Origin of the sequence: Streptomyces sp. SID13666, assembly GCF_010548325.1 — a bacterium.
In the GTDB taxonomy this organism is placed as follows: domain Bacteria; phylum Actinomycetota; class Actinomycetes; order Streptomycetales; family Streptomycetaceae; genus Actinacidiphila; species Actinacidiphila fildesensis.
In genome coordinates this window covers 848,092-874,737 of the sequence record NZ_JAAGLX010000001.1, presented here as the reverse complement: position 1 = coordinate 874,737, position 26,646 = coordinate 848,092, and the positions used below count along the sequence as shown (strand labels likewise).

Here is a 26,646-nt window from a genome sequence, read left to right as displayed (position 1 = left end):
GGGGGCCGGTATGCACGTAGGACAGCTCCCGCGAATGCCCCGCCCGTGCTGCAGCGTTCACGCCAGGCCGCGGCGAACCAGATCCGCGACGGCAGCCGTCCGCCCCGCCCTGCCGCTGACGCCGAGTTTGAGATAGGCGTTGGACAGGTGCCGTTCGACGGTACGGACGCTCAGCGCCAGGGACCCGGCGATCCCGGAGTTGTCCAGCCCTGCCGCTGCCAGCCGGAGGACCTCGAACTCGCGCTCGGTCAGATTGGGCAGCGGAGCCGGAGACACCGTGGCCGGCACAGCCTCTCGATCGGGCTCGGCGAAGGCGGCTACCTCCTGTAAGAAGACGTGCCAGGCCGGCTCGTCAGCCAGCAGAATATGATTGCGGCTCTCCAGCGGTACCAACCTTGCGCCAGGAATCGACGACGCGATGATCCGGGCCTCGTCGAAGCCGGCCATCGCGTCGTCGCGCGAATGAAGAACCAGCGTGGGTGCAGCGACCGCGGGAAGCAGATCGTTGACGTCGACCTTCTGACGCTCCGCGCACAGTGCGGCCGCGTTCTCCGTCGAGGTGGACATCCGCTGCAGCGCGTCGACCCAGCGCATCTGCTCCTCGGACGCCCCGGGGATCAACATGTTGGTGAACACCCGGCGGAACAGGGAATCCGGCCTGGCCCAGCCCACTCGGATCATGCTCACGAGCGTCTCGAGAAGCTCCACGTCCTCCGGTGTCCGCGCGGCGGACGCCCACGTTCCGGACAGGATCAGCCGGGTCACCCGATCGGGACGCCCGGCGGTGTACGTGATCGCGACGGGGCCACCCTGCGACATCCCGACCAGGGCGAAGCGGTCGAGGCCGGCCGCCTCGACCACGGCCTCCAGGTCGGCGACGCGGGCCTCGAGCGAATAGTCCTCGATCTCCCAGTCGGACAGACCGTAACCGCGTTCGTCGAACCGGATGACGGTGAAGAGCGCGCCGAGGTCCTTGAGGAAGTGGCGCCAGACGGGGCTCTGCCAGTCGAACTGTAAGTGGCTCAGCCAGCACGCGTCGATGACCAGCGGCGGGCCCTGTCCGTGAGTCGCATAGGCGAGCCGGACCCCGTCCGGCGCGCGACAGAACCGGATCTCCTGCCCGCCTCCGCCGCCGGGAGGCGCCCCCAGATTGCCCGCTTGGCGTGGCATGGGCGAATCGTACCCCGACCCCGTGCCGCTCCGAACAGGTTGTCGACCGCCTCGCCGCTACGCCGGCGCACAAGGCCGAGCGGCCCGCCGGGCAGGCCGGCGGGCCGTCAGAAAAGGCCGAGGTCAGCGCCCTGCGGTCCTACTCCTGGGTCCATTTCTGGCTCTTGGAGCCGTTGCAGTCCCACACGACGATCTGTGTCCGGTTCCCGCCCTTGCCGCGGGTGTCGAGGCACTTGCCCTTCACCTGATTGGCCACGATCACAGCGCGAGGTTCGTTGGGCGAGACGATGACCTGCCACCGCTCGGAGCCGATGGAGTCGGGGTAGCAGAAATACTGCTGGATCGTCGTCCCGTTCACCACCTCGTCATCGTTGCCGGCATACAGATCCAGACATAGATTGCTGTTGAGGTTGCGCAGCGAGTACCAGCCCGGCGCCGAAGTCACCTGTTCCATGAGCCAGTTCTGGTTGGGATCGTGTGAGTCGCAGCCCCACTGGTACACCGAACCGGGCTCCTTCGACTGCCTCGCGTCCAGGCAGTTGTCAGTGACCTTGTTCTTGAGCGCGAACGCCGCCCCGATACTGCTCGGCCCAGGGGTCCTGGCGTCGCTCTTGACCGCACCGGCCGCCTGGGCGGCTCCCCCCGGAGCCATTCCGGCCGCGGTTGCGATCAGGCCGGCCAGAACAAGACCGGCCGCTCTCTGCTTTCGCATGTCCCCTCCTGTGTCCTGCGTACAGCCCTCACTGGGAGCTGCGATGCGTCTCACGGTAGGGACCGGGCCGTTCGCAGGGATCCGCGCGGGCACCCAGCCTGGCCACTGCCGGCGGCGGCCAGGTGTCGGGATACACGCAGTAGGCGCAGTAGCTGCCGTCGGCACCACGGAGTTCCGGCTCCCCGCCGCGGCGAACGAGCACGTAGCGGCGGAGCTGTCCGCCCCCACAAGTCATCAGGCGCAAGATCAACAGATACGCCGCGGACCCGGCCGACCCACCATCCAACTGCCAGGCCAACACGCCGATCTCATTCGGACGCGATCAGTTGGACGCGTTGGCGGCGCAGTGCGATCTCGACGGCGGGATTCGCGGGAATCGGCGGTCCCGTGAAGGACGCTGTGATGTCACACTTGAACGGAGCGCCCGCCACGGTCACCCAATAGATGACGTGGTAGGCGCTGTCCCAGTGGATGCGCACCAGCTCGGATCCGGTGCCGAATTCGGCGTCCAAATCGCGACGGGACACCGTGGGCGCGGCGGGCGTGATCCTCACGGCGAACAGCCCGTCGTACCAGTCGCCCGCCGTGACGCGCGACGTGCCCGCCGGTGCGGGCTCCAGCGCGGGCTCTCCGATCGTCTCGACCAGCTCGCCATGGAGCCCGATCGCGGTCAGCACCGTCGCGCTGTCCACGGCCGCCACCATGCACAGTCCCTGCGCCCAGGCGCGCAGTGTCTGGCAGTCGACCGCCACCAGGTCCTCCCCCTCATCCGGCTCCGCCGCAGTGCCCACAGCGGTGCCGGCCACGGACTCTTCCGCCGGTTCCATCGCCACGATGAGCTGGGCCCCGGCAGCGACATACACGCGGTAGGTGACGCCCGCGCCGACATGCCAGAAGGCGACCGGAAGGTGGAACGACCGCTCCTGCACAGTGATCCACCAACCGGAGCGGCCCCTTGTCGCCACGCGTACCGGCCCCTCAAGGCATTCCACGACGCCGGAGCGCACGGCCCTGAGCAGGTTCCGTGCGGCGACGACGCCCAGCGCGAGACCGGCGGCGATGATCAGCACGATGAGGATCCACTGAATCGCCCGCAGCGGACGCGACGCGGCGAAATAGACGATGGCCACGAACGTCGCGACGAGCCCGACGCTGAGCATCAGGTTCAGGACGATCCCGCGGCGCATCCGGCGGCCCTGTCCGCTGCCGAGTCGGCCGGCACGGTTCGCCTCGATGTCCTGCGGGCCGTTCTTGAACGCCCGCAGCAGCTCCAGCCGGTGCCGCTCCCAGTCGGTCATCGGCGCGTCAGGACCATCTGTTGAGCTCGTCCACCTTGCGGGCGAAGTCCCGCAGGGTCATGACGTCGGGAAATTGGGTGTAGTACTTCCATTCGAACCTCTCGTGACGTATGTCGACCGCATCCATCCGGCCCTCCCGGGAGGTGTCGCACAGCGTCTCCAGCACCGCGAGGTCGAAGGGCTCCTTGCCGCGATCACACGCGTCGGATCGTGCCTTGGCCAAGCGCTTGTTGTGTGCCCATCGCGACTTGGCGCCAGTCCGCGCCAAGTATTCCATCGTCTCTCGTTCGGAGAGTGTCCCTGGGACGGCGGGCCGATCGCGTTCGAGGGGAGAAATCCAGTCGTGGATGGTGTCCAGCAGCTCCAGAACGGGTTCGCTGGTCGCCCGCTCGAAAGCCGCCTCCACCGCGCGCGTGGCCGGGCCGCCGCCGATCCATGTGAGCACCTGACGGTAGGCCACACTTTCGCCGTTCCAGAAGGCGTTGGTCAGCTGCGGATCCGGTGACCAGTCGACATCGGTGGCCAGGAAGTCGTACAGATGCCTGATGGAGTCGTCGCCGTCCAGTGGGCTCCACGCCCGGAGGTAGGGATCCAGATCGATTCCGGCTGCCGCAATGCTGCACAGAACAGTGCCGACGGGCTGAGGGGCCGGGTACTGCTCGAGGGTCGTCTCCCACCACGCGTGGAGGAAGTCATCGATCGCCCGGGCTTCCTCGGCAGGCCAGTGGTGCCAGTCGGCCAGCGCGAGCTTGCCGAGGACGATCTCGGGGTCGGGGAAATCCGCGGCGCCGGCAACCACGCACTCCAGCATCCGGGGCAGCAGATAGCGCAGGTCTCCGGCCCCGCCCCAGGTGGTGATGGCCTTGGCTGCGTAGCCGGCCAGGTCGGCCGCCGCGATGGCGGAGACGGGTTCTTTCAGCAGGGAACAGCCCAGGTCCGCGTCGGAACAGTGCGGGCAGACCTCGATCCGCTCCGGGCGCGCCACCTGACCGAAGACCTCGTACAGCCGTCGCTGGGCGGCGTCCGTCATGGTCATCCCCCACTCCGGGCCGCGGGACAGATCGAGCTCAGGACTTCAGTGAAACGTATGTGCGGCACGGGCCGCAGGCTTCTTTCCCGACATGACGCGAACAACCCGCCCCGGGACCTGCCCGTCACACGGGTAACAGGCCGCAAACCCACCGGCAGGCACGCACCTTCTGACCGCGGACCTGACCGCAAGCGCTCAGCTTCTGCCCGTGATCTTCCGCGCGCGGCGTGGCCCCAGCCGCCCGCCACCGCTTGATCCCCAGCGCGGCTCACCCCGAAGACGTCACGGTCATCCGGGCCTCCAGCTCGGCTCGGCGAACCACGCAATGCTGCACCACTCCCCCTGGATCGGGTCCGTAGCGGCTGCGACCTGGCCCCAAGGGTGGCCGGTCACCGAAGTTCGACAAGGCCGACCACAGAGAACGTCACGCGGTCGATTGCGGCATCAACTGTCGCGCGGGCAGGGCTCCGTCCGGGCGCTCCGCAGGGCCGACGCTTTGGCTGGAGCCAAAGCGACACCCGCTCCACCCACCGGCCGCCCCAAGCTGCTCCTGAGGGCAACACAGCGATACACAAGAGGAGTTCCATCACATGCGTATACGTTCGCTTCTCGGTGCGGCCGCCACGGCGGTCCTGCTGATCACAGGCCTCACCACCACGGCCGTCGCCCAGGTCCCGGAGACCTCCGGCAGCGGTCGGACCATGGTCATGCCCGCAGCCCCTCTCGACGCGGGCCCGCGGGCCGTGGCGGCAGCCTCGCCGTCGGTGTCGCCGTACGCTCCGTCCCAGCACTATCCGGCAGGCACCACCGGCGTCCCGTGCTCGAGCGGAAACTTCTGCACCGCGGTGTGGGACTACTCGACAGGAAGCTGGGAGGTGTTCCGTTTCGACCCGTGCGCCACCTACTCGGTGTCGAGCTGGGACGGCAACGGGTCCTACTGGAACCAGCAGACCGGTAGCCGTGCCACCGCAACGTTCTACGGCCAGAGCGGCAACCTGCTGGCGAGCGCTCCCATCAGCGCCACTCCCGCCGGCTACGACTGGTCTCCGGTCTATTCGATCCGCAACTGCTACTGATCCGCCTTGGTGACCGCTGGGGGCGGCCACCAAGGACAGGTACGTGGCCGCCCCGGTCCTGGTCCGGGCCATGACGGTCCAGGTGGGCGGTCAACTCCTCACGGACCGCAGTCGGCTTTCAGGTGCCGTACTTCAGTAGGGTCGGGGACTGGCGCGGTGGCTGACGCTCCGCTTCCAGTCCCCGCCAGTGGTCAGGGCAGCAGGTCGCCGACGGCGGCGATCCCTTCCGTGATGGCCCGCTCGTTGACGTTGCCGAAACCCAGGACGAGTCGGGGTGGCGAAGTCGTCGGTGAGGCATGGTGGGCGCTCATGCCGTACAGGCCCACCCGGCGGGTCCGGGCCGCGGCGATGAGGATCTCCTCATCGCCGCCGGTACCGAGGTGGAGGACGGCGTGGAAGCCGGCTGCGAGTCCGGTCAGTTGTGCGCCGGGCGCGTGCTCGGCGAGCGCGGTCACCAGCGCCGCACGGCGGGCCGCGTACGTGCCCCGCATGCGGCGCAGGTGCCGGTCGTAGCGCCCGGACTCCACGAGTCGGGCCAGGGCGAATTGGTCCAGGGCGGGGGAACCCCGGTCGGCGAGCTGCTTGTTCGCCGCGATGCCTGCGGTCAGCGCGGGCGGGCACAGCACCCAGCCGATGCGCATGGCGGGCGCGAGGGACTTGCTGACGGTGCCGATGGAGATGACCCGGTCCGCGGCCAGGCCCTGGAGCGCGCCCACCGGCTCGCGGTCGTAGCGGAATTCGGCGTCGTAGTCGTCCTCGATGACGAAGGCGTTGTGCCGTTCGGCCCAGTCGATCAGGGCCAGGCGCCGCTCGGCGGCCATGACGACGCCGGTCGGCCACTGGTGAGCGGGTGTGACCAGTACCGCGCGGGCGCCGGTCGCTTCGAGCGCCCGGACATCGATGCCGTACTCGTCGACGGGTACGGGCACGGAGGTCAGGCCCGCGTGCGACGCGGCGGCGGAGGTCAGCGCGGGCGAGCCCGGGTCCTCGTAGGCCAGGGTGTGCAGGCCGGTGGCGGCCAGGGTGCGCAGGGCGAGGGCGAACCCCTGGGCGTAGCCGGAGCAGATCACCATGTGCTCAGGTTCCGCAGCCGCGGCACGGACCCGACGCAGATATCCGGCCAGCACCTCGCGCGGCTGTGAGGGGCCGCGCGGGTCACCGTAGTCCAGGGCGTCGGTGGGCATCGCACGGCCCGCCTCGCGCACCGCCGACAGCCAGTCCCTCAGGGGGAAGGACGACAGGTCCGGAACGCCGGAGCGGAAGTCGGCGAGCAACCGGGGTGCAGCGGGCTGCGGTGGCCTGGGGACGGGCGTTGGGCAGGCGCCGGCCGCGACGGTGGTGGCCGCTCCGACGCGGGTCACGAGGTAGCCCTCGGCCTGGAGCTGGGCATAGCAGTCCTGGACCAGGCCGCGGGACAGGCTCAACCGGGCAGAGAGCTCCCGGGAGGACGGCAGGCGCTCACCGACGCTCAGGCGCCCGGTGCGAATGGCGTCCCTGATCTGACGCTTCAGTTGGGAGCGCAGGCCCTCAGCGCTTTCCCGGTCGACGATGAGCAACAGTTCCGGCGACAAACCGGACCACTCCAGCGGCATGGAAATGGAGCTTACCGGCGATCCGGTGGGATCCTAGCGTTGACGGCATGACCACCACCACACCCGTACGGACCCCCGCCGCCCGGCCACCGCTGGTGACCCGGCCGCTGCTGCTGCGCTTCGTGACCATGATCGGTGCGTCGGCGAGCTTCTTCCTGCTGCTGTCCGTCGTCCCGCTCTACGCCCAGGCGTCCGGCGGCGACGCGGGCCTCGCTACCGGGGCGCTGATGCTGGCCACCGTCTGCGGTGAACTGGCCACTCCGCGTCTCGTCGCGCGGTTCGGCTACCGGGTGGCATTGATGCTGGGGCTGGTGCTGCTGGGCGCGCCTGCGCTGGTATTGACCGCCTCCGACAGCTTCGGCTGGATCGTGGCGGTCTGCTTCGTGCGCGGGCTGGGCTTCGCGCTGACGGTGGTCGCAGGTGGCGCGCTGACCGCGGCCCTGATCCCGGCCGAGCGCCGCGGCGAAGGGCTGGCGCTGGCCGGGATCGTGTCGGGGGTGCCATCACTGGTGGCCCTGCCGCTGGGCGTCTGGCTGGCCGACAGCGTCGGTTTCACCCCGGTCTGCGTGGCCGGCGGACTGGTGGCGCTCGCCTCCGCCGTGGTGGTGCCGGGGCTGCCAGGACGACAGCTCTCTGCCGACCATGCGGTCGGAGTGGTCGCGGGCCTGCGCACAGGCGCCCTGGCACGGCCCGCCGTCGTGTTCGCGACGACCGCGCTGGGGGCCGGCATCATCGTCACCTTCCTGCCGCTGGCCGTACCGACGTCGATGTCCGGACTGGTCACCGCGGTGCTGTTCATCCAGCCGGCCGCAGCCACGGTGGCGCGGTGGTTCGCCGGACGGATCGGGGACCGTCACGGGGCCGCCGGGCTGGTCCTGCCAGGCCTGCTCCTCTCGGCGGTCGGACTGCTCGTCACCGCGCTGACCGGCAGCGCGGTGGCGGTACTGGCCGGAGTGACGCTGTTCGGTATCGGGTTCGGCATCGCGCAGAACGCCACGCTCACGTTGATGTACGCACGGGTGCCCGAGTCCGGCTACGCCACCGTGAGCGCGCTGTGGAACTTCGCCTACGACGCCGGGATGGGAGTCGGCGCCGTCGGCTACGGCGCGATCGCCGCACACACCGGGTACCCGGCGGCGTTCGCCCTGATCGCCGCGGTGATGCTGCTCGCTTTGTGGCCCGCGTGCCAGGACCGTCGATGAGCCTGGGCGATCACTGACACGGCGATGCCAGCGGGCCCTGGGCGAGGCGGACGGCACCGCGTCCGACGGCGGCCCAGGATCCGGTTGCGTCAGGCCGGGCTCGGCCGGACTTAGTGAGTTGTCCAAGCCTGGTTGGTGAAGCCGTTGCAGGCCCACAGCTGCACCCTGGCCCCGTTCGCCGGGATCTGCGTGGCGTCCCCGTCCAGACACTGACCACCGTTGACGTTGGTCAGCGTGGAGCCGTGCCAGGCCCAGATCTGGTTGGTGAAGCCGTTGCAGGCCCAGAGTTGCACCCTGGCCCCGTTGGCCGGGATCTGGGTGACGTCCCCGTCCAGACACTGGTTACGGTCGGCGTTCTGGATGGTGTAGAAGCCGGCCGGCCGCCCGACAGCGGGCGTCCAGAGCCAGGTCTGATTGCTCCGGCCGTTACAGGCCCACAGTTGCACCCTGGCCCCGTTGGCCGGGATCTGGGTGGCGTCCCCGTCCAGGCACTGGCCGCCCTTGTTGTTGGTCATGGTCAGCCGGAAGACCAGGTGAGGCTGCACCGCGTCGGCAACGCCGCTCCGCGCCGTCGGGATCTGCGCCACCGACGTCACATCGACGACACGCGGTCCGGCCGAGGCGGTGTCGGTGCGGGCGGACGCGGCACCGGACGTCACCAGTCCGGTGGCGGCCGTGGCTGCCAGCACCGCGAACAGGAATCGCTTACGCATGTCATTTCCCCCGTCCCCGGGCGAGCCCGGGACCACGTTCCGCCACCGTGTGCCGCGGAACACCAGCAGCCAGGCCGCCTCCCGTTCCCCGGGTGGTGCCGGACCGCAGGTAACAGCGTCAAACGCCAGGGGCGGTCTGTCGACGTCTGTTCCACTCAGCGGACCCGGGTGCACAATGCCTGACCCCAAACCCGTCGAAATCGCGGAAGCTACCTCCCAGGCCTCCTCCTCCGCGCCTCGATGACCATGGAGCGTCGGCGTTCACTGAGCCGCCTCACCGCTCGGGGCGGCGTTCAGGAGTTTTGCGGTCAGGGTGCGGATCTGGGTGTGCTCGGTGGCCGTCAATGACGCGGTCAGTGCCGCGAGTTGGTGGTCCATCTCGGCGGTGCACTGGTCGGTGAGTTGCCGGCCGGGCGCGGTGCGGCTGACCAGGACGGCGCGGCCGTCGTCGGGCGAGGGCAGGCGCTGGACCAGACCGCGTTTCTCGGCGCGGGTGACCAGGCCGGTCATGGAGGTCTTGTCCAGGCCCAGGGTGGCGGGCGAGTTCGAGCATGCCGGATCGGCGGTCGCGCAGGATGCCGAGGAGGCGGACCTGAATGAGGGAGAGGTCGTGATCGGACGCGATGCGCGTGAGGGCACCCTGCACCAGGAACGACAGCTGGACCAGAGCGTCCACGGTGTCCTGCGGCCTGCCGGACCACTGGTCGTCCGCCGGGTCCGGGGTGTGGCTGGGCCACTGGCCTGGATCCAGATCGGCTCCATGGCCGGAGCGGACATCACCCTGCCCTCCCACCTGCTGCGCGCGGCGAACCTGCAGATCATGGGGAGCGGCAAGGGCTCGCTCACCAGGCCGGGAATCCTCGCCGAACTGCCCTCCCTCGCCGCCGAGATCGCCTCCGGCACCTTCGCCGTCAACCCCCTCGCCCTCCCCCTCGCCCAGGTCGAGCAGGCGTGGAGCATCCCCACCACCCTCGGCCAACGCATCGTGCTCGCCCCCGCCAACTGACCATCCCCTCCTGCGGTAGGTAGGCAGTCCCTGCGGCCCGCTGTACGGGGGCAGCAGGCGACATCACTCCCCCGGTGATGACCCTCGGATTCGCCGTTCCGGACGGCGGACTCCTCGTGCCGTCAGTGGCTGCTCGTCACGGCGACCCCGCGGCCACCAGCGTCGCGGTGATGGGTTCGAGCTCGGCGACCAGCTCGGCGGGAGACAGGGCGTCGTACGGCGGGGCGGCGAGCTCGTCGGTCAGGGCTTCGACGCGTTGCTGGGCCTCGCGGCCGGCCTCGGTGAACCGGCCGTCGGTGTCGACGAGCCCGCGCTCGCGCAAGCCGTCCATGACCGCGGCCAGCCGCTCCTTCGGCAGGTGGTGGATGCGCCCGAACGACTCCGGCGGGTGGATGCCCTGCGCCAGCGCGGACAGCACGTGGGCCTCGGTGCCGCCGATGCGGGCGCCGACGAGAGCGGCGATGTGCCCGTCACCGCGGTGCTCGCGCAGCATCGTTGCGGAATGCCACAGCCGGGCGACCGCGTCGCTCGGCACCGCGAGGGTACGCATCCCGGCGTACATCACCCGGCCTTCTGTGGGCGCGTTCGTCGCGGCTTTGGTGGTCAGGTCGGCGGCGCGCGCCAGGCCCGGGGAGTCGGACAGCTCGTCGCCGAGGATCCGCCGTAGGGAGGCCGCGCTGCCCCGCTCCCGCGCGGCGACGGACGCCTCGGGCGGGATCGTCTCCCACGCGCTGGGGATGTGCCGCGCGGCCTCCCCGTCGGCGAAGCTGTAGAAGGCCGCGTGCACGACCTGCGCCGGCACCCGCCCCAGCGGCGCGGCGCGGCTGGCGAAGTAGCCGTCCCAGTAGGTGCGGTGACCGAGTGCGGCCAACTCCTCGTTGCACTCGTCGGCGAGGAAGGTGACCAGGCAGATCGGCTCCAGGAGCTCGAACATGCGGCGGGCGGTATGAGTCATGGCCAACATCATGCCCGCGGTCACCCCCGTGGAGCACAGTACGGACCGCGGGATCAGCTCCTGGGTGCGGCACTGACATGATGCTCGGACCACGCAAGGCTTGACCACTCCAGGCGGCCACCCGACGCTCTACGGCAGCGGCGCTCCGCGGGCGGTGAGCCACAGGTCGTACCATTCCTCGGGGCTGAGCTGCGGCTCCCCCGTTGCGGCGTCGCGGCAGGCCCGGATGCGTTCGGGACGGACGGTGCCGACGACCGGTACCACGCCGGCGGGGTGTCGTTGCAGCCACCACAGCAGGATCGTCTCGGCACTCGTGTCCTTCTCCTTCGCCAACGCCTCGACGAGCCGCGCGGTCGCCTGCTCGTCCGGGGTCTCCTGACGACCGCTGTAGCGCCCTTGGGCGAGGGACCCCCAAGCCTGGACCTGCACTCCGTTGGCGCGGCAGTACTCGAGCGTTCCCAGCGGGAACCCGACAGCGGCTGCCTGCGGTGTGTTCACCACGACGCCCGCTTCGACCCAGCCCCGCTGCTGCAGACTCATCTCCAACTGGTTGGCGACCAGCGGCAGCTCCAGCGACCCCTGCAGATGCGCGATCTGCGCGGCGCTCATGTTCGAGGCGCCGAAACGCCGCACAAGGCCCTGCCGATGCAGTGAGGTCAGTGCCTCGGCGACATCATCGGGGTCCGCCAGCGGGTCCGGCCTGTGCAGCAGCAGGACATCGAGAACGTCGGTGCGCAGCCGGGCAAGACTCGCTTCCACGCGCTCCACGATGGTGGTGCCGCGCAGGTCGTAGATCCCCGGGCGGTCCCCGTCCTGGAGGCGGATACCGCACTTGGTCTGCACGACGATGCGTTTGCGCAGCTCCGGGTCGCGGCCGAGGATCTCGCCGAACACCGCTTCGGCCTTGCCGCTCCGGTAGATGTCCGCGTGGTCGAACGTGTTGATGCCACTGTCCAGGGCCGCTTCCACGGCGGCTTCCGCGACCGCGATGTCCTGCGCGGTGTAGGGCTCGTCGCCCCAGCTGCCGCCCAGCCCCATGCACCCATAGATGAGCCGACCGGTATCCGTCTGTTCCGCCATCTTCGTCACAGCGCCACCCTACGACCGGACCATCGTGAGGCCGCGGCGGTCGCTGTCCAGGGTCGTCAAGCGCAACGTCCTGCCTGCCGAGGTCGGCAGTCGGGCGCCACGAAGGCACGGGCGCTGCGCCATCCGGTCGGTTCGGACAGAAACTTCGGAAGTGTCACCGGCCGAATGCCGATCGTCTCCCTACCGTGAGAACCCCAGGAGGGTTCCCCACAGCAGGAGTGTGAGATGCGTAGGCGCCGGACCTTGCGCGCGCGGTGGCCGGCCGCCATCGCCGCCCTTCCGCTACTCGCCTCCGCTCTCGCGGGGTGCGGAAGCAGCAGCAGCGGCGGTCCGGTGACGATGAACTGGTACAACTTCCCCGACGATTCCGGCGCGTTGCAACAGGCGGCCGAGCGGTGCAGCCAGGCCTCGAAGGGTCAGTACCAGATCCGGTACAACAAACTGCCGCGGACGGCGGACGGGCAGCGGCAGCAGTTGGTGCGGCGATTGGCCGCCCACGACGCCGGGGTCGACATCATGGGCCTCGACGTCACCTGGCCCGCGGAGTTCGCCGAGGCGGGCTGGGTCCGGGAGTGGACGGGAGCGTTGAAGGCACGGGCGACCGCGGACACCCTGAAGGCCGCGGTGCAGACCGCGACCTGGAAGGACCGGCTGTACGCCGTCCCCTACAACTCCAACACCCAGCTCCTGTGGTACCGCGACGACCTGGTGCCGGTGCCTCCGAAGAGCTGGGCCGAGATGCTCGCCCAGGCCGACGCTCTGGCGAAGGCGGGCAAGCCGCACTACGTCGAGATCCAAGGTGCCCAGTACGAGGGACTGACGGTCTGGTTCAACACCCTGGTCACCAGCGCGGGCGGGTCGATCCTCACCCCGGACGCCCAGGCGCCCTCGCTCGGCCCGCCGGCCGTCGTCGCCGCCGGAATCATGCGCGCCACCGCCCGCTCCGCCGCCGCGGACCCGTCACTGTCCAACCAGATGGAGGACGAGAACCGGCTCGCCATGGAGTCCGGAACGGCCGCCTTCGAACTCAACTACCCCTTCGTCTACCCGTCGATGAAGGCCAACCAGCCGAAGCTCTTCCAACACTTCAGGTGGGCCCCCTACCCCGGCGTGACCGCCGGCCGGCCGGCCACCGTGACCATCGGCGGCATCGACCTCGCCGTCGGCGCCTACAGCAAGCACCCCGATCTCGCGTTCCAGGCCACGCTGTGCCTGCGCAACCGCGACAACCAGCTCACCAACGCCCTCAAGGGCGGCCTGCCGCCCTCGCTGCGCAGTCTCTACCAGGCGGCCGAACTGACGAAGAGCTATCCCTTCGCCGCCGACGTGCTGAACGCGCTGGACACGGCGAGCGTGCGACCGCGGACCCCCGCCTACCAGAACGTGTCGATCGCCCTCGCGCACACCCTCTCGCCACCGGCCGGGATCCAGCCCGAGAGCACCGTCTCCGACCTCCGGGGCCAGATCGAGGACGCCCTCGGTTCCAAGGGGTTGATTCCGTGAGCACATCCACGAAGGCCGCCGCCGGGCACGGCCGCGCCGAACTGTCCGAGGGCGCCCGCCAGGAGCGCCGGCTCGGCCTGCTGCTCTGCGCGCCGGCGGTGACCGTGATGGTCGCCGTCACCGCCTACCCGATCGCCTACGCGGTCTACCTCTCGCTCCAGCGCTACGACCTGCGGTTCCCCGCGCAGGCCAAGTGGGTCGGGTTCGGCAACTACGGAGCTGTGCTGTCCTCGCCGTTCTGGTGGCAGGCCCTGTGGGTGACCGCCCTCATCACGGTGGTGTCGGTGGCGATCGAGCTGGTCCTCGGCATGGCGCTGGCGCTGGTGATGCACCGGGCCGTCTTCGGCCGGGGCACCGTCCGTACCGCCGTCCTGATCCCGTACGGCATCGTCACCGTCGTCGCCGCGTACTCGTGGCAGTACGCGTGGACCCCCGGGACCGGCTACCTCGCGGCGCTGCTGCCCGCGGGCAGCGCGCCGCTGACCGACCAGTGGCAGGCCATCGGACTGATCATCCTGGCCGAGGTGTGGAAGACCACGCCGTTCATGGCGCTGCTGCTGCTCGCCGGCCTGGCGCTCGTCCCGGGTGAGACGGTCAGGGCCGCGATGGTCGACGGTGCCACCTTCTGGCAACGGCTGCGGCTGGTGATCCTGCCGCTGATGAAGCCGGCCATCCTGGTCGCCCTGCTGTTCCGCACCCTGGACGCGTTCCGGATCTTCGACAACATCTACGTCCTGACGGGCGGCTCGAACGACACCGGATCGGTCTCGATCCTCGGCTACGACAACCTGTTCACCGCCCTCAACCTCGGCATCGGGTCGGCGATCTCGGTGCTGATCTTCCTGTGCGTGGCGGTGCTCGCCTTCATCTTCATCAAGATCTTCGGCGCCGCGGCGCCGGGCGGCGAACCGGAGCGGCGATGATGTCCCACCGCGGGAAGACCCTGACCAGCTGGAGCGTCGTCAACCTCATCGTGGTGCTGTATGCGCTGTTCCCGGTCTGGTGGATCGTGGCGCTCTCGTTCAAGGACCCGAGCACCCTCAGCGACAGCAACTTCATCCCGCGCAAATGGACCTGGGCGAACTACCGTGGCATCTTCCAGACGTCGGAGTTCACCCGGGCGCTGATCAACTCGATCGGCATCGCCCTGATCGCCACCACGATCGCGGTCGTCCTCGGCACGATGGCCGCCTACGCGGTCGCCCGGCTCCGATTCCCCGGCAAACGGCTGCTGATCGGGATGTCGCTGCTGATCGCGATGTTCCCACCGATCTCGCTGGTCTCGCCGCTGTTCAACATCGAGCGGGTGCTCGGGATCTTCGACACCTGGCCGGGACTGATCATCCCCTACATGACCTTCTCCCTGCCGCTGGCGATCTACACGCTGTCCGCGTTCTTCCGGGAGATCCCCTGGGACCTGGAGAAGGCCGCCAAGATGGACGGCGCCACCCCGGCCCAGGCGTTCCGCCTGGTGATCGCACCGCTCGCCGCGCCCGGCGTGTTCACCACCGCGATCCTGGTCTTCATCTTCTGCTGGAACGACTTCCTGTTCGCGATCTCGCTGACCTCCACCACCGCCGCCCGCACCGTCCCGGCGGCGATCGCCTTCTTCACCGGTAGTTCGCAGTTCCAGCAGCCCGCCGGGTCCATCGCCGCGGCGGCCGTGGTGATCACCGTACCCATCGTGATCTTCGTGTTGCTGTTCCAACGCCGCATCGTCGCCGGCCTCACCGCCGGCGCAGTCAAGGGATAACCGGCCCACCCGGGCGGGACCAGGAAGGCAGACCGTGGCCGAGATCGTCCTCGACGGCATCACCAAGCGCTACCCCGACGGCGCCCTTGCCGTGAACGACTTCAACCTCACCATCGCCGAAGGGGAGTTCGTCATCCTGGTCGGCCCCTCCGGCTGCGGCAAGTCCACCACCCTCAACATGATCGCGGGCCTGGAGGACATCACCGAGGGCACCCTGCGGATCGACGGGCAGGTCGTCAACGACCGCGCCCCCAAGGACCGCGACATCGCCATGGTGTTCCAGAGCTACGCCCTCTACCCGCACATGAACGTCCGCGAGAACATGGGCTTCGCGCTCAGACTCGCCAAGACCGACAAGGCCGTCGTCAACGCCAAGGTGGAGGAGGCCGCCCGTATCCTCGACCTCACCCAGCATCTGGACCGCAAACCCGCCAACCTCTCCGGCGGCCAGCGCCAGCGGGTCGCGATGGGCCGCGCCATCGTCCGCGACCCCAAGGCCTTCCTGATGGACGAGCCGCTCTCCAACCTCGACGCCAAGCTCCGGGTCCAGATGCGCACGCAGATCGCCGCCCTGCAGCGCCGCCTCGGCACCACCACCGTCTACGTCACCCACGACCAGGTCGAGGCCATGACCCTGGGCGACCGTGTCGTGGTGATGCGCGGCGGCCTCGTCCAGCAGGTCGGCACGCCGCAGCACCTCTACGACGCACCGGTCAACCTCTTCGTCGCCGGCTTCATCGGCTCCCCCGGCATGAATTTCCTCGGTGCCACCCTGGGGAACGGTGTCCTGCGGACCTCGCTCGGTGACCTCCCGCTCGAGGACCGGGCGCGGCGCGTGCTGGAACAGGGGAACGTCTCCCGGGACCTCATCGTCGGCATCCGCCCCGAGGACTTCGAGGACGCCGCCCTGACCGAGCAGCGGGGGGCCGGGCTGGTGTGTACCGCCACCGTCGAGGTGCGTGAGTCGGTCGGCTCCGACGTCTACGTCCACTTCACCGAGGAGGGCGGGCCCGCCGGCTCCGCCGAACTCGCCGAGCTCGCCGCGGACTCCGGCCGCGCGGACACCGGCATGCAGGGACACCAGATCGTCGCCCGCCTCAGCCCCGCCACCCGCGCTGCCGAGGGCGAGCCCTTGGAGCTGTGGATCAACACCCCTCGGATCCACGTGTTCGACCCCGCCACCGGGACCAACCTGACCCACCCCGAACGAGCGGAGGCCTGACCGGCGGCGGCGAGGCATCGGCGTGCGGCACTGGAGTTCCTGGGTGGGCCCCCGGTCCCGAGCCCGCGCCAAGCCATGGCTGAGCGAACACCATGAACACAAAGATCACCCGAACTTCCACCCGGACTCCTACGCCTCACGGGTCAATGCACGGCCGGGCGGACGCCACTGGCCGGCCATGACCGCCGCCCAGGAGAAGCGCTGGAGCCGCATCGACGGCGTCGGCATTGCTCCCTGAGGTCTCCGAGGCCGGAGCCATGAGCAGCGTCTACCAGGCCCGTTGGATCACCTGCACATCCGAGGCAGCACCTGTGCGCGGCTACTACTTCCCTGGAAACGAAGCGCATCCACCATGGAGCGCCCCCGTTCATGTGAGGATCGATCACGAGTCATTCCACCAGCCGACGTACCGTCGGGGAACGCAGGGAGAGCTTCGTGAAGATGGGCATGGTAGCCAGCCACTATCCGCATCCTTCGCACCGCGAAGAGTTCGTCTTACGCGTCCAGCGAGTCGCCGAGGAATTTGGGCGGACACCGGGATGCCTCTCAGCTGACTGCTGGGTGTCCGCCGACGGCGAGGCGGTGGTGTCGATTGTGCAATGGGAGTCCGAGGAGGCATTCGCTACATCGTTCGCAGCGGTCAAAGCGGCAGGGCTGGACATCGCCTACGACGAGCGCGAATCGCGCCCGCGCGAGATCGTCCGACTCATGGCGCCGTAACCCCGGTCCCCTGGGTCGCTGTTCCAGAAGAGCAGTCGGGGCGGCTCGGAGTGGCCGGCTACCGGTCAGCGGTGAGCCTCCGAAGCGTTTGGACGACACCGGGGACCTCCTGTTCGGGAGCCCCCGCGGGGGTGCATCCGCGAGCCGCGCGGCGGGTTCATACCGAGACTGGCCGGGCAGGCGAAATGACACGTTCCGGATACTGCGGATGGGAGTGGCGAGGCGGATGCACAGGGGATCGCGCCCACAGTGGGAAAGGCAGTACCCCGCGCGCCGCAGCTTCCTCGGATACCCGAACTGCCTCAGCCGGCCATGCCATCGGCCACCAGCCCCATCGGCGGGCGCCTTTGATGCTCCCCGTACCATGACTGGTCGTTCACTCGCCGCTGGGCCATCCTGTGGCGCCTTCCCACAGTCCAAGGCGCACAAGGCGGCGCTGACGGTATCGCTCGTACAGTCCGGTCAGAGGTACCGCTCGCGCTGCTCGCTCTCGTTGGCCTGGCCGGACTCCGTGTCTGGGGACGAGAACACCGAGGCAGTTCTCGCGGTGGGGTACACCACGAACAGATGTGCTTTCCCATCCATCCCAACGCGACCTTCGCCCTGTATACCGCCGGGACTGGTGGAGACCCCGAGCAGCGACATGGAGATTCAGCTCAACCTGCTGACTGCCTCCCTGCACCGCGCCTTCACCGTCACCGCCAACCTGGATGAGATTGCGGACCTCGTGGTCCGTGGGCTGTTGCCGGACACCGCCGCCTACGCCGACGACGTGACCCTGCTCCTGGTCAGCTTCCCCGCCGCCCCTTGGGCAACGTCGCACGGGAACTGGCTTGCGAGCGCCTCTCGGCTCCCACCGCACGAGACGCGGGAAACGGACGTGGACAGGATCACCGAACCGCCAACGACAGGAGCCCAAAAGGCCGGCGTGCCGGTGTCCCCGTCCAGTGCGGCGGCGTAGGCAGCCTCGATATCGGTCCCACCCCGCCACCAGTTGTTGGTGTCGAGAAGGTCGGGCGGCCGGTCCAGCGCGACGTAGGTGATGGCGACCGCGGCGCACACCGGGTGTCGGCCGGATTTCGGTGCACCGCATGCTCGCTCTGGCCGAACCCCTGCGTCATTCGCCCCACCCATGTGCACAATCTGAACGTGGCCAATCAGGGGACACCTCCCGAGGTAGGCGTCTCGGCCCGTGAGGCCGAGGTCCTTGCCGCGCTCGGCGAACATCTGACCAACGCCGAGATCGCGGCTCGGCTGTTCATCTCCGTCCGTACCGTCGAGAGTCATGTCTCCTCGTTGCTGCGCAAGTTTCAGGTGGACGATCGCCGCGCCCTGGCCGCCGTATCCGCGAACCAGCACTCCGGAACGGCGGGCACGCGCACCGCAGTCGCCGCACTGCCGTCACCGTTGACATCGTTCGTGGGACGGGTGGCCGAGCGTGCGGCGCTCTCCCGAGCGCTGTACGAGCATCGACTGGTCACAGCGGTCGGGCCGGGCGGGGTCGGCAAGACCCGCCTGGCCCTGAGCGTCGCTGCTGACGCGAACGACCGCTTCGCCGACGGCGTGTGGTACGTCAACCTGGTTCCGACGGTTGACCCCTTGATGATCGCGTCGGCGATTGCGGACGCGCTCGGCCTCGGGGAGAGTCAGGGCCTCTCGGCGACGGACCACGTCGTCGGCTGGATGGCCGGCCGGGAAACGCTGCTCGTGCTGGACAACTGCGAGCACCTGCTGGAGGGTGTGGCGGTTCTGCTGGAGCGGCTGCTCGCCGCCGGCCCCCGGATGACGGTGCTCGCCACCAGCCGCGCCAGGTTGCTGGTGCCCTTCGAACGGGTCTTTCCGGTGCCCGGGCTGTCCATCGAGGCCGCCGACGGCGGCCCGGGTGACGCGGTCGAGCTGTTTCTCGGGCGGGCTGCGGCCGGCGGGAGCCTGCCGGTGTCCGTCGACAAGAAGCGCATCGCCGCTGTGTGTCGGAGCCTCGACGGCATGGCGCTGGCGATCGAACTGGCCGCTGCCCGGTACGCCTCGCTCGGGCTCGACGGGCTCGAAACCGGGCTGGCCGACCGGCTGCGGCTGCTGACCGGCGGACCACGGATCGATGACCGGCACCGTTCGTTGCGCTTGACGCTCGACTGGAGTTACGTGCTGCTGGCCGACCCCGATCAGGCGGTGTTGCGCCGGATCTCGGTATTCACCGGCCCGTTCACCGCCGGCGCCGCGGCAACGGTACTGGCCGGTTGGCCGCCGGTGTCGGCCGGCGCCATGGCAACCGTCCTGGCCGGGCTCGCGGACCAGAGCTTGCTGATCGCCATCGCCGAGCCCGGTGGGACGCGCTACCGCGCCTTGGAAACGATCCGTCAGTACGGTGCGGAGCGGCTCGACGAGGCAGGCGAGTCGGTCGAGGCGCTCTCACGCCACCTCCAGTGGTGTCTGGACGAAAGCACGGAGCTCCAGGTCACCTCCCACGAGCCCGTCACCTCCTGGCGCGTTGCCTACGATCTGGTCGCCGACGAACTGCGGAGTGCCCTGGCCTGGGCAGCAGGCAATACCGAATACCACCCCGACGCATACCGGTTGGCCATCGGATTGGCCGAACTGAGCTTCATCCGGGGTCTGCCCGGTGAGTCGCAGCGGCGCTACCAGCAGGCGGCCGAACTTGCCGCGGACGACCTGGCCACCGCCGATGCCTTGCGCGGCGCCGCGGGTGCCGCCGAGTCACGACATGCCGGCAACGAGGCACTGCGGTTGCGCAGGGCCGCGGCCGACGCGGCCCTGCGCGCCGGCGACCGGGCCGGCGCAGCCGGTGACCTCGCCCGGAACGCCGAGCTGATCAACCGCGTCCCCGGGCTCATGGCAACCGGGCCCGCGGTCGGGGAGGTGGAAGCGCTGATCGCCGAGGGGTGGTCGCTGGCCGGCGACGACCTGGCCGCGCAGGTCCGGCTGCTCACCGCTGAGGCATGTAACAGCTCACCGGCCGATCCGGTCACCGCCGAGCTGATCGAGCGCGCGCTCACACTGGCCCGCCGCGTCGACGACCCGCTGATCCAGAGCGCCGTGTTCGACTAGCTCACGACCGTGCGGCTGGTTCGCGGCGACGTCGGTGGCGCGGCGGCCGGCGCGTTGCACCGCACCGAACTGCTGGCCCCGATGCCCGTGACGGCCGCATCTGCGTTGGAGCTCTTCGACGCGCTCGGCATGGCCTGCAACTGCGCCGTCGCTGCCGGTGACCTACGAGCCGCAAGAGCCCATGCCGAGCGCCTGCGGGATCTGCCGTTCTACCGCGAGGAGGGACACCTGGCGACACGGCGGCTGATCGTCGTCACAGCACTCGCGGGCGACTGGGACGAGACGGTCACACTGGCGCAGCGATTCCGCGAGGGATGGGAGCGAGCCGGTCGGCCTCGTGCCGGCAACCTCAGCGGTCCCGCGTACGCGGCGGCGACGGTCCACGGGCTGCGTGGGAACGACGACGCCCGGGCTGAGTGGCTGGACATCGTGAACACCCTCAGGACGCCCGGCTCGACGGCGGAACTTCATCGCTGCGGAGAAGTCTTCGACGCCTTGGTCCTGCTGCACCGCGGCCTCCCCCAGCAGGCGGTGCAGGTGTTGGACACGCCCCCGGAGGACTTGAACCATTGGGCCGACAGCGTGTGGCGCACCTGGTACGCCGCCCTGTGGGCCGAGTCCGCCGTCATGTCCGGGAACGAGGACGCCGCAGCCCGCATCCAGCGCGCACGCCCGGCCACAGCCGGCAACGCGATCGCGGCCGCCATCGTCGACCGTGCGGCGGCCGTGAACGGGCGCGACGGCGGCCGCGACGCATTGGCCATCTCGGCCACAGCCCTTGCCGATGCCGGGTGCCGCTACCAGTGGGCCCGCACGCTCGTTCTCCTCGGCGGAGAGCAGCAGGCACAGGGCGAGGCCGTGCTGGCAACGATGGGCGCGACGGCGACGGCCCGGCCTCCAACCGGTCCGGCTTCCGGGGCCGGCCCACGGGATGCGGGGAAGACCGTCGACAGGCCGTCATAGGTTCGTCCGTCCCGGTGCCGGGGCACAGCGCTCGGCGGTTCCGGTTGTTGTGATCATTCGCGTCTCCGCTCTTCGGCGCAGGTCCCCGATCCACCTGTGTGCGGGAGCGTGCGTCCCCACGTACGAGGCGGGCGTCCGTGGCCACCACGGAATCCTCGGTCCGTGGCGGCCACGGATGTCGGGTGACCGGATCCGACTCAGGGTGGATCCGGCGAGACGATGACGAAAACGGGGGCCCATCGGTGAGGCAGTCGAACGATTTCCTGGACAGACCGGCTCCATCGCCGCCGGAGGACGGCGGGCGGGGCGTGCTGCAGGGCGCCTTCGGGCTGTTGGAGGCGGTGGACCGGGCCGGGGAGGCGCGGCTGACCCAGTTGGCAGCGCAGAGCGGCCTGCCCAAGTCGACCACGTACCGGCTTCTGGAGCAGTTGATCGAACTGGGCGCCGTCCAGCGCTGCGGCTCGGGGTACCGCATGGGTCCGCGGATGTTCCGGTTGGGGCAGGAATGGCAGCCGCATCCCGGACTGCGGGCCGCGGCGAGGGAGCCGGTCCGCCGCCTGGCGGCAGTCACCAGCACGACAGTGGGGATCAGCGTGCTGTGGGAAGGACAGACCCTCGTCATGCACTGGGCCTCCGGCGGGGACAATGCCCTGGCTCCGCCCCGAAGGGGTACGCCCCTGCCGTGGTTCACCGCGGCGGGAAAGGTCCTTGTGTCCGGAGCACACCCCGCCCTCCCGCTCGACCCGCTCCCTGCGGCCTGGCGCCGGGAGGCGGCGGAGATCCGGGACCACGGTGTCGCGTTCGACCGGGAGGAGGTGACCGCGGGGGTGTGCTGTGTGGCCGTGCCTCTGCACAGCGCGGGCGGTGTCCCGGTGGCCTCCTTGTGCGTCCTGACCGATCCCGCACAGAACCTGGAACACCTTGCCGACGCCGTCCGCCTGACCGGCAGGGCGATCAGCGCCGGTCTGCGCGGCCGGTGAGAACCGACAGCGCAGCGACCCTCGGCGGTCCTGAGCCCGAACGACCTCGACTATGAGCTCGCAGGCGTGAGGTCCTAACATTGGCCCATGTCCAATATGCCGTCACGGGTTGAACTGTGCCCGCTCACCCTCTCCGACGAGGATGAGTTCTGCTCGCTCGTGCGGGCCAGCACCGACCTCCATTCGCCGTGGATGCAACTGCCCGCGACCGCAGAGGAGTTCCAGGGCTGGATGCACCGTTTCAGCGACGGCACAAACCTGGGCTTGGTGATCCGCGTTCAGGAGACCGGTGCAGCTGCCGGCATGGTCAACATCAACTCGATCATCCGGGGCCGCTACCAGGGCGCGTCCCTCGGCTATGCGGCTTTCGCCCCGTCTGCGGGACGGGGTTACATGACCGAAGGGCTCACCCTGGCCCTGCAGCACGCCTTCAACGACCTGCGGCTCCACCGGCTGGAGGCGAGCATCCAGCCGGCGAACAAGGCGTCTTTGTCCTTGGTCCAGCGCCTGGGCTTTCGTTACGAAGGTCTGTCGCCCGCCTATCTCTACATCGACGGAGCCTGGCGCGACCACGAACGCTGGTCCGTCACCGCACCATCTCCCTGGACGCCCGATCCTTCCCTTCCCGAGGTCTAGGCATTCCTTCCGTGGTCACAGCCCTCAGCCCGGGCTGAGCGCACCCAGGTCCTGTGGTCCTCCGTCAGTGTGGCCCGAGATGTGAAACGGCCTTGGTGACGGTGTCACCGCGTCGAACGCGCCGGGCGTACGCAGGACGACCAGCACGTTCGCATCCGCCGCGCGGAGGTGAGCGATCTGGTGCGCGATCGTCCGGCCCACGGCCGGCGTGGGCCGGGTCCAGTCGCCCCCGGCGGCCACCAGGGCGTCGAGCTGGTCCCCTTCGGCAGTCAGGTCCGACAGCACGAGGTCGTAGTCCACGTCGGAGACATCGATGTTGTAGTTCAGCATTCGCGGCTCCCCCTTCATCATGGCGTCGGTTCAGGGAAGTTGATCGTATTGCGTCGGAGAAGGCGACGGCTTCGCCCCTACGTCGGGCCACGGTGCGGTGGTCGTCACGGGGACGGGCTTTGGGGTTCAGGGCCGGACTGTTCGCCCGCCGGGAGGAACCAACCGTTCCGGCAATCGGAGCACATGCCCGATCCTTGCGGTGCCCCTGACCTCGACCATCGGGCCCGACGAAGTGCGGCGTGCGGCGGCGGTGACGGTGGAGGGACGGCCCAGCGCATCGCCCATGTCGACGGTGATCCCGGTGGTGCCCTGACGGCCGAGCAGGTGGGCGGCCAGGCAGGCGGAGCTGTTCACGTTGACGATGTCCTCCGGTACGCCGATCGATGGGGCGAACATGCGGGCCGCGACCCGCCCCGAGGGCGATATCGGGGCGTGGACGAACGCGCCCAGCAGGCCCAGGCGATCACAAGCGGCGGCGAGCCGGTCGAGGTCCGGGCTCAGGACGGCGAGAGCGGAGCGGGTGGGAAGAGGCAGGAGGAGCCGCGGACGTCCCAGCGTGGCGATGCACGCTCCGGAGGCGACCGCCGTGCGGAGTCCCAGAGCGGGCAGGAGCAGCGCGAGTTCACCTGATGTGGGCTCACGCAGGCCGACCGGCCCCGCCTCGAAGGCGGCCTCGACAGATGACGCCCCGCACACTGCGCGACCCTCGACGACGCGCCGGCCACGCGCAGGGCTGCCTGGTACTCCCTGCCCCCCGCGCGCTGAGCGAGGAAGGCCAAGGCGGCCACGGTGCCGTGACCGCACGCGGGCAACTCCCCCTCAGCGGTGAAGAAACGCACGGTGACCACGGGCCGGTCGTCCCCGCTCCCGGCCGCCCGTTCGCCGTCCTGCGAGAGGAAAGCCGCGTGGGAGGTGCCGGCCAGGGCGGGTACCGCGCGGCGCTCGTCATCGGTCAACAGGTGGCCGGACGGAGATGATGATGCCTCGTCCACAACCGCGGTCGGGCTTCCGCCACCGCCCTCGCGCAGGCACGCGTGCACGGTCATGGCCGGCAGACCCGTGCGGGCCGCCGGTGGACGGGAAGGGCTGCTCATCGGGTGCGGGGGACGACGTCGGCGAAGCGTGGCGCGCCGGGTTCGTGCGGCAGGCGCGCCGCCCGCGCGGCGAAGCTGATGGCGTGGTACCAGCCGCACAGCAGGAGCAGGTCCATCAACTGGAGGTCGTCGAAGGCCGATGCGAGCCGAGCCCACAACGCGTCGTCGATGTCGGAGCGCTCGTGCAGGCTGTCGACGGCGAGGATGAGCAGCCGTTCCCGCTCGGACGCCCAGCACGCGTCGGTGGCTCCGCCGTGGACGAGGGACGCCGTCTGCTCACGGGTGAGGCCGACCCGGTCGGCGTACGTCATCACGTGCACGCCCCACTCGTACTCGCAGCCGCACCGCGCGCACGTCCGGTCGATGACGATCTCCCGCTCCCGCAAGCTCAACGTCAGCTGCCTGCTCAGCTCGTAGCGGCCCCATCCATGCATGGCGCCGGTCATCGGCGGATTCCTGGCGAACATCCGGAACAGCCCGATCGGCGGAGCACCCGCAGGCATCATGCGCCCGAGTTGTGCGCCGACCTCATCGGTGTACGGCGGCTCCAGCGGCTCGATCCGTGCCATCGGTCCTCCCGTTGTGCTGATCCGGATGCAGAAGCAGGGGTGGACGATGCTAGTGTTTCGAATAACGAAACACAAGGAGCTTCATGCCGACACCCCGCCCGGGCGGACCGGTCCGCGGTTCGTCGACCGGCCGGCCGATCATGGCCGCGATGGACCTGTTCGGGCGCCGCTGGGCGCTGCGCATCCTCTGGGAACTGCGCGCGGGCCCGATCGGCGCCCGCGCCCTGCTCGCGCAGTGCGAAGGCCTGTCCTCCAGCGTCCTGTACCAGCGACTGCGCGAGCTCACGTCCAGCGGGATCATCACCCCCTCGGCCGACGGCTACGAACTCACCCCCACCGGAGCAGACCTCGGCCGCGCCCTCGCCCCGCTCGACCAGTGGGCGAACACCTGGGCGCAGAAGCAGAAACAGAAACACGACCAGGACCAGAACCAGGACCAGGACCAGGACCAGGATGAGCGGGTCGACCACACGGGCCGGCCGCCGGAGAGAGACTGAGAGCCCGCCCACCCCGAAGGCATGGCCAAGGCAAAGCCTTTCGCGAGCTGTTGATCCCCGCGTCGCGAACCCGACACTGTGTTCCTTGCGCACCCACATCGGGGCGTGCGACGGAGGGGGCTGCAGGGACATGAACAGACCGATACCAGGCACCGTGGAAGTCGCGGTGCGCCACATCCTCAGTGACCGGACGACCGGCTTTCTCACCCGGACCCGCAGGATCACCTGGCAGGACAGCCTGAACCGGGTGCGCCGGCCGGCGTCGGGCAAGCAGAGCGTCGAGCTGACCTGCCCCGTGTGCGACGCCTCCCTGCTGGCCGAGGTCCGCACGGAGGCCCGTACCCGCCGAACCAGCGCTGTCCTGCTGGTCCTGGCCGCCCTGAGCGTCATCGTCTTCTTCGCGGCGTTCGGTTACGCCATCCACGAGGGCGGCCGCACCCTGCCCGAGGGCCAGTCGCTCCCGGTCCTGTTCCCCGTCAGCGTCGCCTCGATCTTCGTCACGTTCGTCGCCGCTCCCGTGCTCTTCGTCCAGGGCCGCCGCTACAACGGTGTCACCATGCTGGACGCCCCCAAACCCCGACGGCTCCACGGAATCATGCCGGTACGCGGCTGAGGGCTGAGTACAGGGGACCCCGACGAGGGCGCCCGGCGAGCACCGGGCGCCCCCACTCACGCCGCTTCGCGCGTCAACGTCGGGCACCTCCCGCGGAATCGTGATGGATCAGGACCCGATACGGGCCCTGGACCCGGGCTGTTGCGGAGGCGAAGCCCAACCAGGTGTGCCGGTTGCCCGCCCAACACCAGCCGACCTTGGGGGCGTTACGGCGCTCGCGGCCGTCCCGCCCGGTGCCGTTGCTGATCCAGACAGCCGGGGTACGGGCGTCCAGGGCGCCGTTGGATTTACGCAGCCGCGAGCCGATGGTCATGAAGCAGTGATTGCGCTCCAGGACGGCGGGCTGCTGCATCACCCAGTGGATGCCCTCAGTGAGCACCAGCGGGGTGCGGGCCTGTTCGGTGAGGGCGGGCAGCGCCTCGTTCGGGCTCCAGTTGACCATCCGGTCACCGCGGTCGAGGCCCGTGAGGAGGTAGAGGGGAGCGTCGGGCACTGCGACCGTCTCCAGCGGGGTGAAGAAGTCGACGTCGGGCATGTCGGTGACGACGAAACCCGGCTTGCCGTCGCGGCCGAGCAGCGGCGCCAGGGCGGAGGCAGGGGCTTGGTGCGGATGAACCGCGAGTAGGGCGCCATCGCCGGACGCAGCACCCTCGGCGGCTTCGGCTGCCCCCGCTGCCTCCGCGAACATACGAAGCTCGGCGGCGGGCAGCCCAGCGATCTCATGCACCCCCAGCTCGATCAGACGCTCGGCCTGCACGCTCAAGGGCGGCAGTACCGGGAGAACGGTGGAGGTGACGGGGATGGTTTCGGGCACGATGCTCCCAGGGATAGCGACGTGGACGAGCCCAGGGTGAACG

28 protein-coding genes and 2 pseudogenes are annotated in these 26,646 nt (G+C 69.7%); 15 read left to right on the top strand and 15 right to left on the bottom strand.

Translation table 11 applies throughout. From position 1 onward, the window contains the following. Positions 1-57: 57 nt before the first annotated feature. The 4 genes from G3I60_RS04195 to G3I60_RS04180 form a co-directional block, all read right to left on the bottom strand. Positions 58-1,170, bottom strand: a complete 1,113-nt coding sequence (locus G3I60_RS04195; protein WP_164292176.1) for an alpha/beta fold hydrolase — start codon at positions 1,168-1,170, stop codon at positions 58-60. Between the two features lie 139 nt (positions 1,171-1,309). After that, a complete protein-coding gene (locus G3I60_RS04190) occupies positions 1,310-1,882 on the bottom strand; it encodes an RICIN domain-containing protein (protein WP_164292177.1) in 573 nt (190 codons plus the stop codon). A gap of 308 nt (positions 1,883-2,190) precedes the next feature. After that, the gene (locus G3I60_RS04185; protein ID WP_164292178.1) at positions 2,191-3,180 is read right to left on the bottom strand and encodes a hypothetical protein; all 990 of its coding nucleotides are present in this window, start codon (positions 3,178-3,180) and stop codon (positions 2,191-2,193) included. Between the two features lie 7 nt (positions 3,181-3,187). After that, positions 3,188-4,216 (bottom strand): hypothetical protein, encoded by a 1,029-nt coding sequence (locus tag G3I60_RS04180; RefSeq protein ID WP_164292179.1) that lies wholly within the window; start codon positions 4,214-4,216, stop codon positions 3,188-3,190. A 584-nt stretch (positions 4,217-4,800) separates the two neighbouring features. Here G3I60_RS04180 and G3I60_RS04175 point away from each other — a divergent pair. Then, a complete protein-coding gene (locus G3I60_RS04175; protein ID WP_138351683.1) occupies positions 4,801-5,286 on the top strand; it encodes a hypothetical protein in 486 nt (161 codons plus the stop codon). A gap of 191 nt (positions 5,287-5,477) precedes the next feature. Here G3I60_RS04175 and G3I60_RS04170 read toward each other — a convergent pair whose 3' ends face one another. After that, positions 5,478-6,878: a PLP-dependent aminotransferase family protein gene (locus G3I60_RS04170; RefSeq protein WP_164292180.1), complete on the bottom strand. Its 1,401-nt coding sequence runs from the start codon at positions 6,876-6,878 to the stop codon at positions 5,478-5,480. A gap of 47 nt (positions 6,879-6,925) precedes the next feature. Here G3I60_RS04170 and G3I60_RS04165 point away from each other — a divergent pair, with 47 nt between their 5' ends. Continuing rightward, on the top strand, positions 6,926-8,080 hold the full coding sequence (locus tag G3I60_RS04165) for an MFS transporter (protein ID WP_164292181.1): 1,155 nt from the start codon (positions 6,926-6,928) through the stop codon (positions 8,078-8,080). A gap of 110 nt (positions 8,081-8,190) precedes the next feature. Here G3I60_RS04165 and G3I60_RS04160 read toward each other — a convergent pair whose 3' ends face one another. Both G3I60_RS04160 and G3I60_RS45065 read right to left on the bottom strand, forming a co-directional pair. Continuing rightward, positions 8,191-8,793 carry an RICIN domain-containing protein gene (locus G3I60_RS04160; protein WP_138351686.1) on the bottom strand — a complete coding sequence of 201 codons (603 nt, stop codon included), beginning with the start codon at positions 8,791-8,793 and terminating at the stop codon, positions 8,191-8,193. A 261-nt stretch (positions 8,794-9,054) separates the two neighbouring features. Beyond that, positions 9,055-9,303: a MarR family winged helix-turn-helix transcriptional regulator gene (locus G3I60_RS45065; protein ID WP_239069469.1), complete on the bottom strand. Its 249-nt coding sequence runs from the start codon at positions 9,301-9,303 to the stop codon at positions 9,055-9,057. A gap of 7 nt (positions 9,304-9,310) precedes the next feature. Here G3I60_RS45065 and G3I60_RS45060 point away from each other — a divergent pair, with 7 nt between their 5' ends. Continuing rightward, positions 9,311-9,799 carry a hypothetical protein gene (locus G3I60_RS45060; protein ID WP_239069468.1) on the top strand — a complete coding sequence of 163 codons (489 nt, stop codon included), beginning with the start codon at positions 9,311-9,313 and terminating at the stop codon, positions 9,797-9,799. 136 nt (positions 9,800-9,935) lie between these two features. Here the strand turns inward: G3I60_RS45060 and G3I60_RS04145 are convergent, their stop codons facing one another. Beyond that, the gene (locus G3I60_RS04145; RefSeq protein WP_164292183.1) at positions 9,936-10,754 is read right to left on the bottom strand and encodes a MarR family transcriptional regulator; all 819 of its coding nucleotides are present in this window, start codon (positions 10,752-10,754) and stop codon (positions 9,936-9,938) included. A 129-nt stretch (positions 10,755-10,883) separates the two neighbouring features. Next, a complete protein-coding gene (locus G3I60_RS04140) occupies positions 10,884-11,834 on the bottom strand; it encodes an aldo/keto reductase family oxidoreductase (protein WP_239069543.1) in 951 nt (316 codons plus the stop codon). A 234-nt stretch (positions 11,835-12,068) separates the two neighbouring features. Between G3I60_RS04140 and G3I60_RS04135 the strand changes: the two genes are divergently transcribed. From G3I60_RS04135 to G3I60_RS04115, 5 genes are all read left to right on the top strand, one after another. Continuing rightward, complete coding sequence (locus tag G3I60_RS04135; protein WP_138351688.1) at positions 12,069-13,346, top strand: ABC transporter substrate-binding protein; 1,278 nt, start codon at positions 12,069-12,071, stop codon at positions 13,344-13,346. Next, positions 13,343-14,269: a carbohydrate ABC transporter permease gene (locus G3I60_RS04130; protein WP_164292184.1), complete on the top strand. Its 927-nt coding sequence runs from the start codon at positions 13,343-13,345 to the stop codon at positions 14,267-14,269. Before G3I60_RS04135 ends, G3I60_RS04130 begins: the two co-directional genes overlap by 4 nt. Further along, positions 14,269-15,099 (top strand): carbohydrate ABC transporter permease, encoded by an 831-nt coding sequence (locus G3I60_RS04125; RefSeq protein WP_164292826.1) that lies wholly within the window; start codon positions 14,269-14,271, stop codon positions 15,097-15,099. The genes G3I60_RS04130 and G3I60_RS04125 overlap by 1 nt, the downstream gene beginning before the upstream one ends. 34 nt (positions 15,100-15,133) lie before the next feature. Next, positions 15,134-16,321: an ABC transporter ATP-binding protein gene (locus tag G3I60_RS04120; RefSeq protein WP_138351691.1), complete on the top strand. Its 1,188-nt coding sequence runs from the start codon at positions 15,134-15,136 to the stop codon at positions 16,319-16,321. Between the two features lie 441 nt (positions 16,322-16,762). Beyond that, positions 16,763-17,041, top strand: coding sequence for an antibiotic biosynthesis monooxygenase (locus tag G3I60_RS04115; protein WP_203672259.1), 279 nt, complete (start codon positions 16,763-16,765; stop codon positions 17,039-17,041). 462 nt (positions 17,042-17,503) lie between these two features. On the opposite strand, the gene G3I60_RS46245 is transcribed toward G3I60_RS04115, so the two are convergent. Next, positions 17,504-17,626 carry a hypothetical protein gene (locus G3I60_RS46245; RefSeq protein ID WP_275405844.1) on the bottom strand — a complete coding sequence of 41 codons (123 nt, stop codon included), beginning with the start codon at positions 17,624-17,626 and terminating at the stop codon, positions 17,504-17,506. Between the two features lie 37 nt (positions 17,627-17,663). On the opposite strand from G3I60_RS46245, the gene G3I60_RS46690 reads away from it, so the two are divergent. The 5 genes from G3I60_RS46690 to G3I60_RS04095 all read left to right on the top strand — a co-directional run bounded on the left by G3I60_RS46690 (position 17,664) and on the right by G3I60_RS04095 (position 22,686). Beyond that, positions 17,664-18,002, top strand: a complete 339-nt coding sequence (locus G3I60_RS46690) for a hypothetical protein (protein ID WP_164292079.1) — start codon at positions 17,664-17,666, stop codon at positions 18,000-18,002. A gap of 104 nt (positions 18,003-18,106) precedes the next feature. Then, positions 18,107-20,107, top strand: coding sequence for a LuxR C-terminal-related transcriptional regulator (locus tag G3I60_RS45055; protein WP_343240743.1), 2,001 nt, complete (start codon positions 18,107-18,109; stop codon positions 20,105-20,107). 9 nt (positions 20,108-20,116) lie between these two features. Next, positions 20,117-21,070: a hypothetical protein gene (locus G3I60_RS45050; protein ID WP_239069466.1), complete on the top strand. Its 954-nt coding sequence runs from the start codon at positions 20,117-20,119 to the stop codon at positions 21,068-21,070. A 308-nt stretch (positions 21,071-21,378) separates the two neighbouring features. Then, on the top strand, positions 21,379-22,050 hold the full coding sequence (locus G3I60_RS04100; protein ID WP_164292827.1) for an IclR family transcriptional regulator: 672 nt from the start codon (positions 21,379-21,381) through the stop codon (positions 22,048-22,050). A gap of 87 nt (positions 22,051-22,137) precedes the next feature. After that, positions 22,138-22,686 (top strand): GNAT family N-acetyltransferase, encoded by a 549-nt coding sequence (locus G3I60_RS04095; protein ID WP_164292186.1) that lies wholly within the window; start codon positions 22,138-22,140, stop codon positions 22,684-22,686. A 108-nt stretch (positions 22,687-22,794) separates the two neighbouring features. Here the strand turns inward: G3I60_RS04095 and G3I60_RS45045 are convergent. The 4 genes and pseudogenes from G3I60_RS45045 to G3I60_RS04080 form a co-directional block, all read right to left on the bottom strand. Beyond that, positions 22,795-23,016 (bottom strand): annotated as a pseudogene (locus tag G3I60_RS45045) (maleylpyruvate isomerase N-terminal domain-containing protein); the annotation flags it as partial. Between the two features lie 126 nt (positions 23,017-23,142). Beyond that, a complete protein-coding gene (locus tag G3I60_RS46240; RefSeq protein WP_343240745.1) occupies positions 23,143-23,712 on the bottom strand; it encodes a PhzF family phenazine biosynthesis protein in 570 nt (189 codons plus the stop codon). A gap of 116 nt (positions 23,713-23,828) precedes the next feature. Continuing rightward, positions 23,829-24,062: pseudogene (locus G3I60_RS46685) on the bottom strand (hypothetical protein); the annotation flags it as partial. 44 nt (positions 24,063-24,106) lie between these two features. After that, positions 24,107-24,679, bottom strand: a complete 573-nt coding sequence (locus tag G3I60_RS04080) for a carboxymuconolactone decarboxylase family protein (RefSeq protein WP_239069465.1) — start codon at positions 24,677-24,679, stop codon at positions 24,107-24,109. A 140-nt stretch (positions 24,680-24,819) separates the two neighbouring features. Here G3I60_RS04080 and G3I60_RS04075 point away from each other — a divergent pair, with 140 nt between their 5' ends. Beyond that, complete coding sequence (locus G3I60_RS04075; RefSeq protein ID WP_164292829.1) at positions 24,820-25,176, top strand: helix-turn-helix domain-containing protein; 357 nt, start codon at positions 24,820-24,822, stop codon at positions 25,174-25,176. A 130-nt stretch (positions 25,177-25,306) separates the two neighbouring features. After that, positions 25,307-25,789: a hypothetical protein gene (locus tag G3I60_RS04070; RefSeq protein ID WP_138351709.1), complete on the top strand. Its 483-nt coding sequence runs from the start codon at positions 25,307-25,309 to the stop codon at positions 25,787-25,789. A 73-nt stretch (positions 25,790-25,862) separates the two neighbouring features. On the opposite strand, the gene G3I60_RS04065 is transcribed toward G3I60_RS04070, so the two are convergent. After that, positions 25,863-26,603 carry a DUF5701 family protein gene (locus G3I60_RS04065; RefSeq protein WP_164292188.1) on the bottom strand — a complete coding sequence of 247 codons (741 nt, stop codon included), beginning with the start codon at positions 26,601-26,603 and terminating at the stop codon, positions 25,863-25,865. Between the last annotated feature and the right edge of the window lie 43 nt (positions 26,604-26,646).

Bases quoted from the DNA above. Each gene is read 5' to 3' on its own strand.
- G3I60_RS04195 (WP_164292176.1), bottom strand. From the start codon at position 1,170: ATGCCACGCCAAGCGGGCAATCTGGGGGCGCCTCCCGGCGGCGGAGGC.
- G3I60_RS04125 (WP_164292826.1), top strand. From the start codon at position 14,269: ATGTCCCACCGCGGGAAGACCCTGACCAGCTGGAGCGTCGTCAACCTC.
- G3I60_RS46245 (WP_275405844.1), bottom strand. From the start codon at position 17,626: ATGGATGGGAAAGCACATCTGTTCGTGGTGTACCCCACCGCGAGAACT.
- G3I60_RS04170 (WP_164292180.1), bottom strand. From the start codon at position 6,878: ATGCCGCTGGAGTGGTCCGGTTTGTCGCCGGAACTGTTGCTCATCGTC.
- G3I60_RS04190 (WP_164292177.1), bottom strand. From the start codon at position 1,882: ATGCGAAAGCAGAGAGCGGCCGGTCTTGTTCTGGCCGGCCTGATCGCA.
- G3I60_RS45065 (WP_239069469.1), bottom strand. From the start codon at position 9,303: ATGACCGGCCTGGTCACCCGCGCCGAGAAACGCGGTCTGGTCCAGCGC.
- G3I60_RS04075 (WP_164292829.1), top strand. From the start codon at position 24,820: ATGGCCGCGATGGACCTGTTCGGGCGCCGCTGGGCGCTGCGCATCCTC.
- G3I60_RS04070 (WP_138351709.1), top strand. From the start codon at position 25,307: ATGAACAGACCGATACCAGGCACCGTGGAAGTCGCGGTGCGCCACATC.
- G3I60_RS04160 (WP_138351686.1), bottom strand. From the start codon at position 8,793: ATGCGTAAGCGATTCCTGTTCGCGGTGCTGGCAGCCACGGCCGCCACC.
- G3I60_RS04135 (WP_138351688.1), top strand. From the start codon at position 12,069: ATGCGTAGGCGCCGGACCTTGCGCGCGCGGTGGCCGGCCGCCATCGCC.
- G3I60_RS04165 (WP_164292181.1), top strand. From the start codon at position 6,926: ATGACCACCACCACACCCGTACGGACCCCCGCCGCCCGGCCACCGCTG.
- G3I60_RS04080 (WP_239069465.1), bottom strand. From the start codon at position 24,679: ATGGCACGGATCGAGCCGCTGGAGCCGCCGTACACCGATGAGGTCGGC.
- G3I60_RS04175 (WP_138351683.1), top strand. From the start codon at position 4,801: ATGCGTATACGTTCGCTTCTCGGTGCGGCCGCCACGGCGGTCCTGCTG.
- G3I60_RS04115 (WP_203672259.1), top strand. From the start codon at position 16,763: ATGGGCATGGTAGCCAGCCACTATCCGCATCCTTCGCACCGCGAAGAG.
- G3I60_RS04140 (WP_239069543.1), bottom strand. From the start codon at position 11,834: ATGGCGGAACAGACGGATACCGGTCGGCTCATCTATGGGTGCATGGGG.
- G3I60_RS04145 (WP_164292183.1), bottom strand. From the start codon at position 10,754: ATGACTCATACCGCCCGCCGCATGTTCGAGCTCCTGGAGCCGATCTGC.
- G3I60_RS04180 (WP_164292179.1), bottom strand. From the start codon at position 4,216: ATGACCATGACGGACGCCGCCCAGCGACGGCTGTACGAGGTCTTCGGT.
- G3I60_RS04185 (WP_164292178.1), bottom strand. From the start codon at position 3,180: ATGACCGACTGGGAGCGGCACCGGCTGGAGCTGCTGCGGGCGTTCAAG.
- G3I60_RS04095 (WP_164292186.1), top strand. From the start codon at position 22,138: ATGTCCAATATGCCGTCACGGGTTGAACTGTGCCCGCTCACCCTCTCC.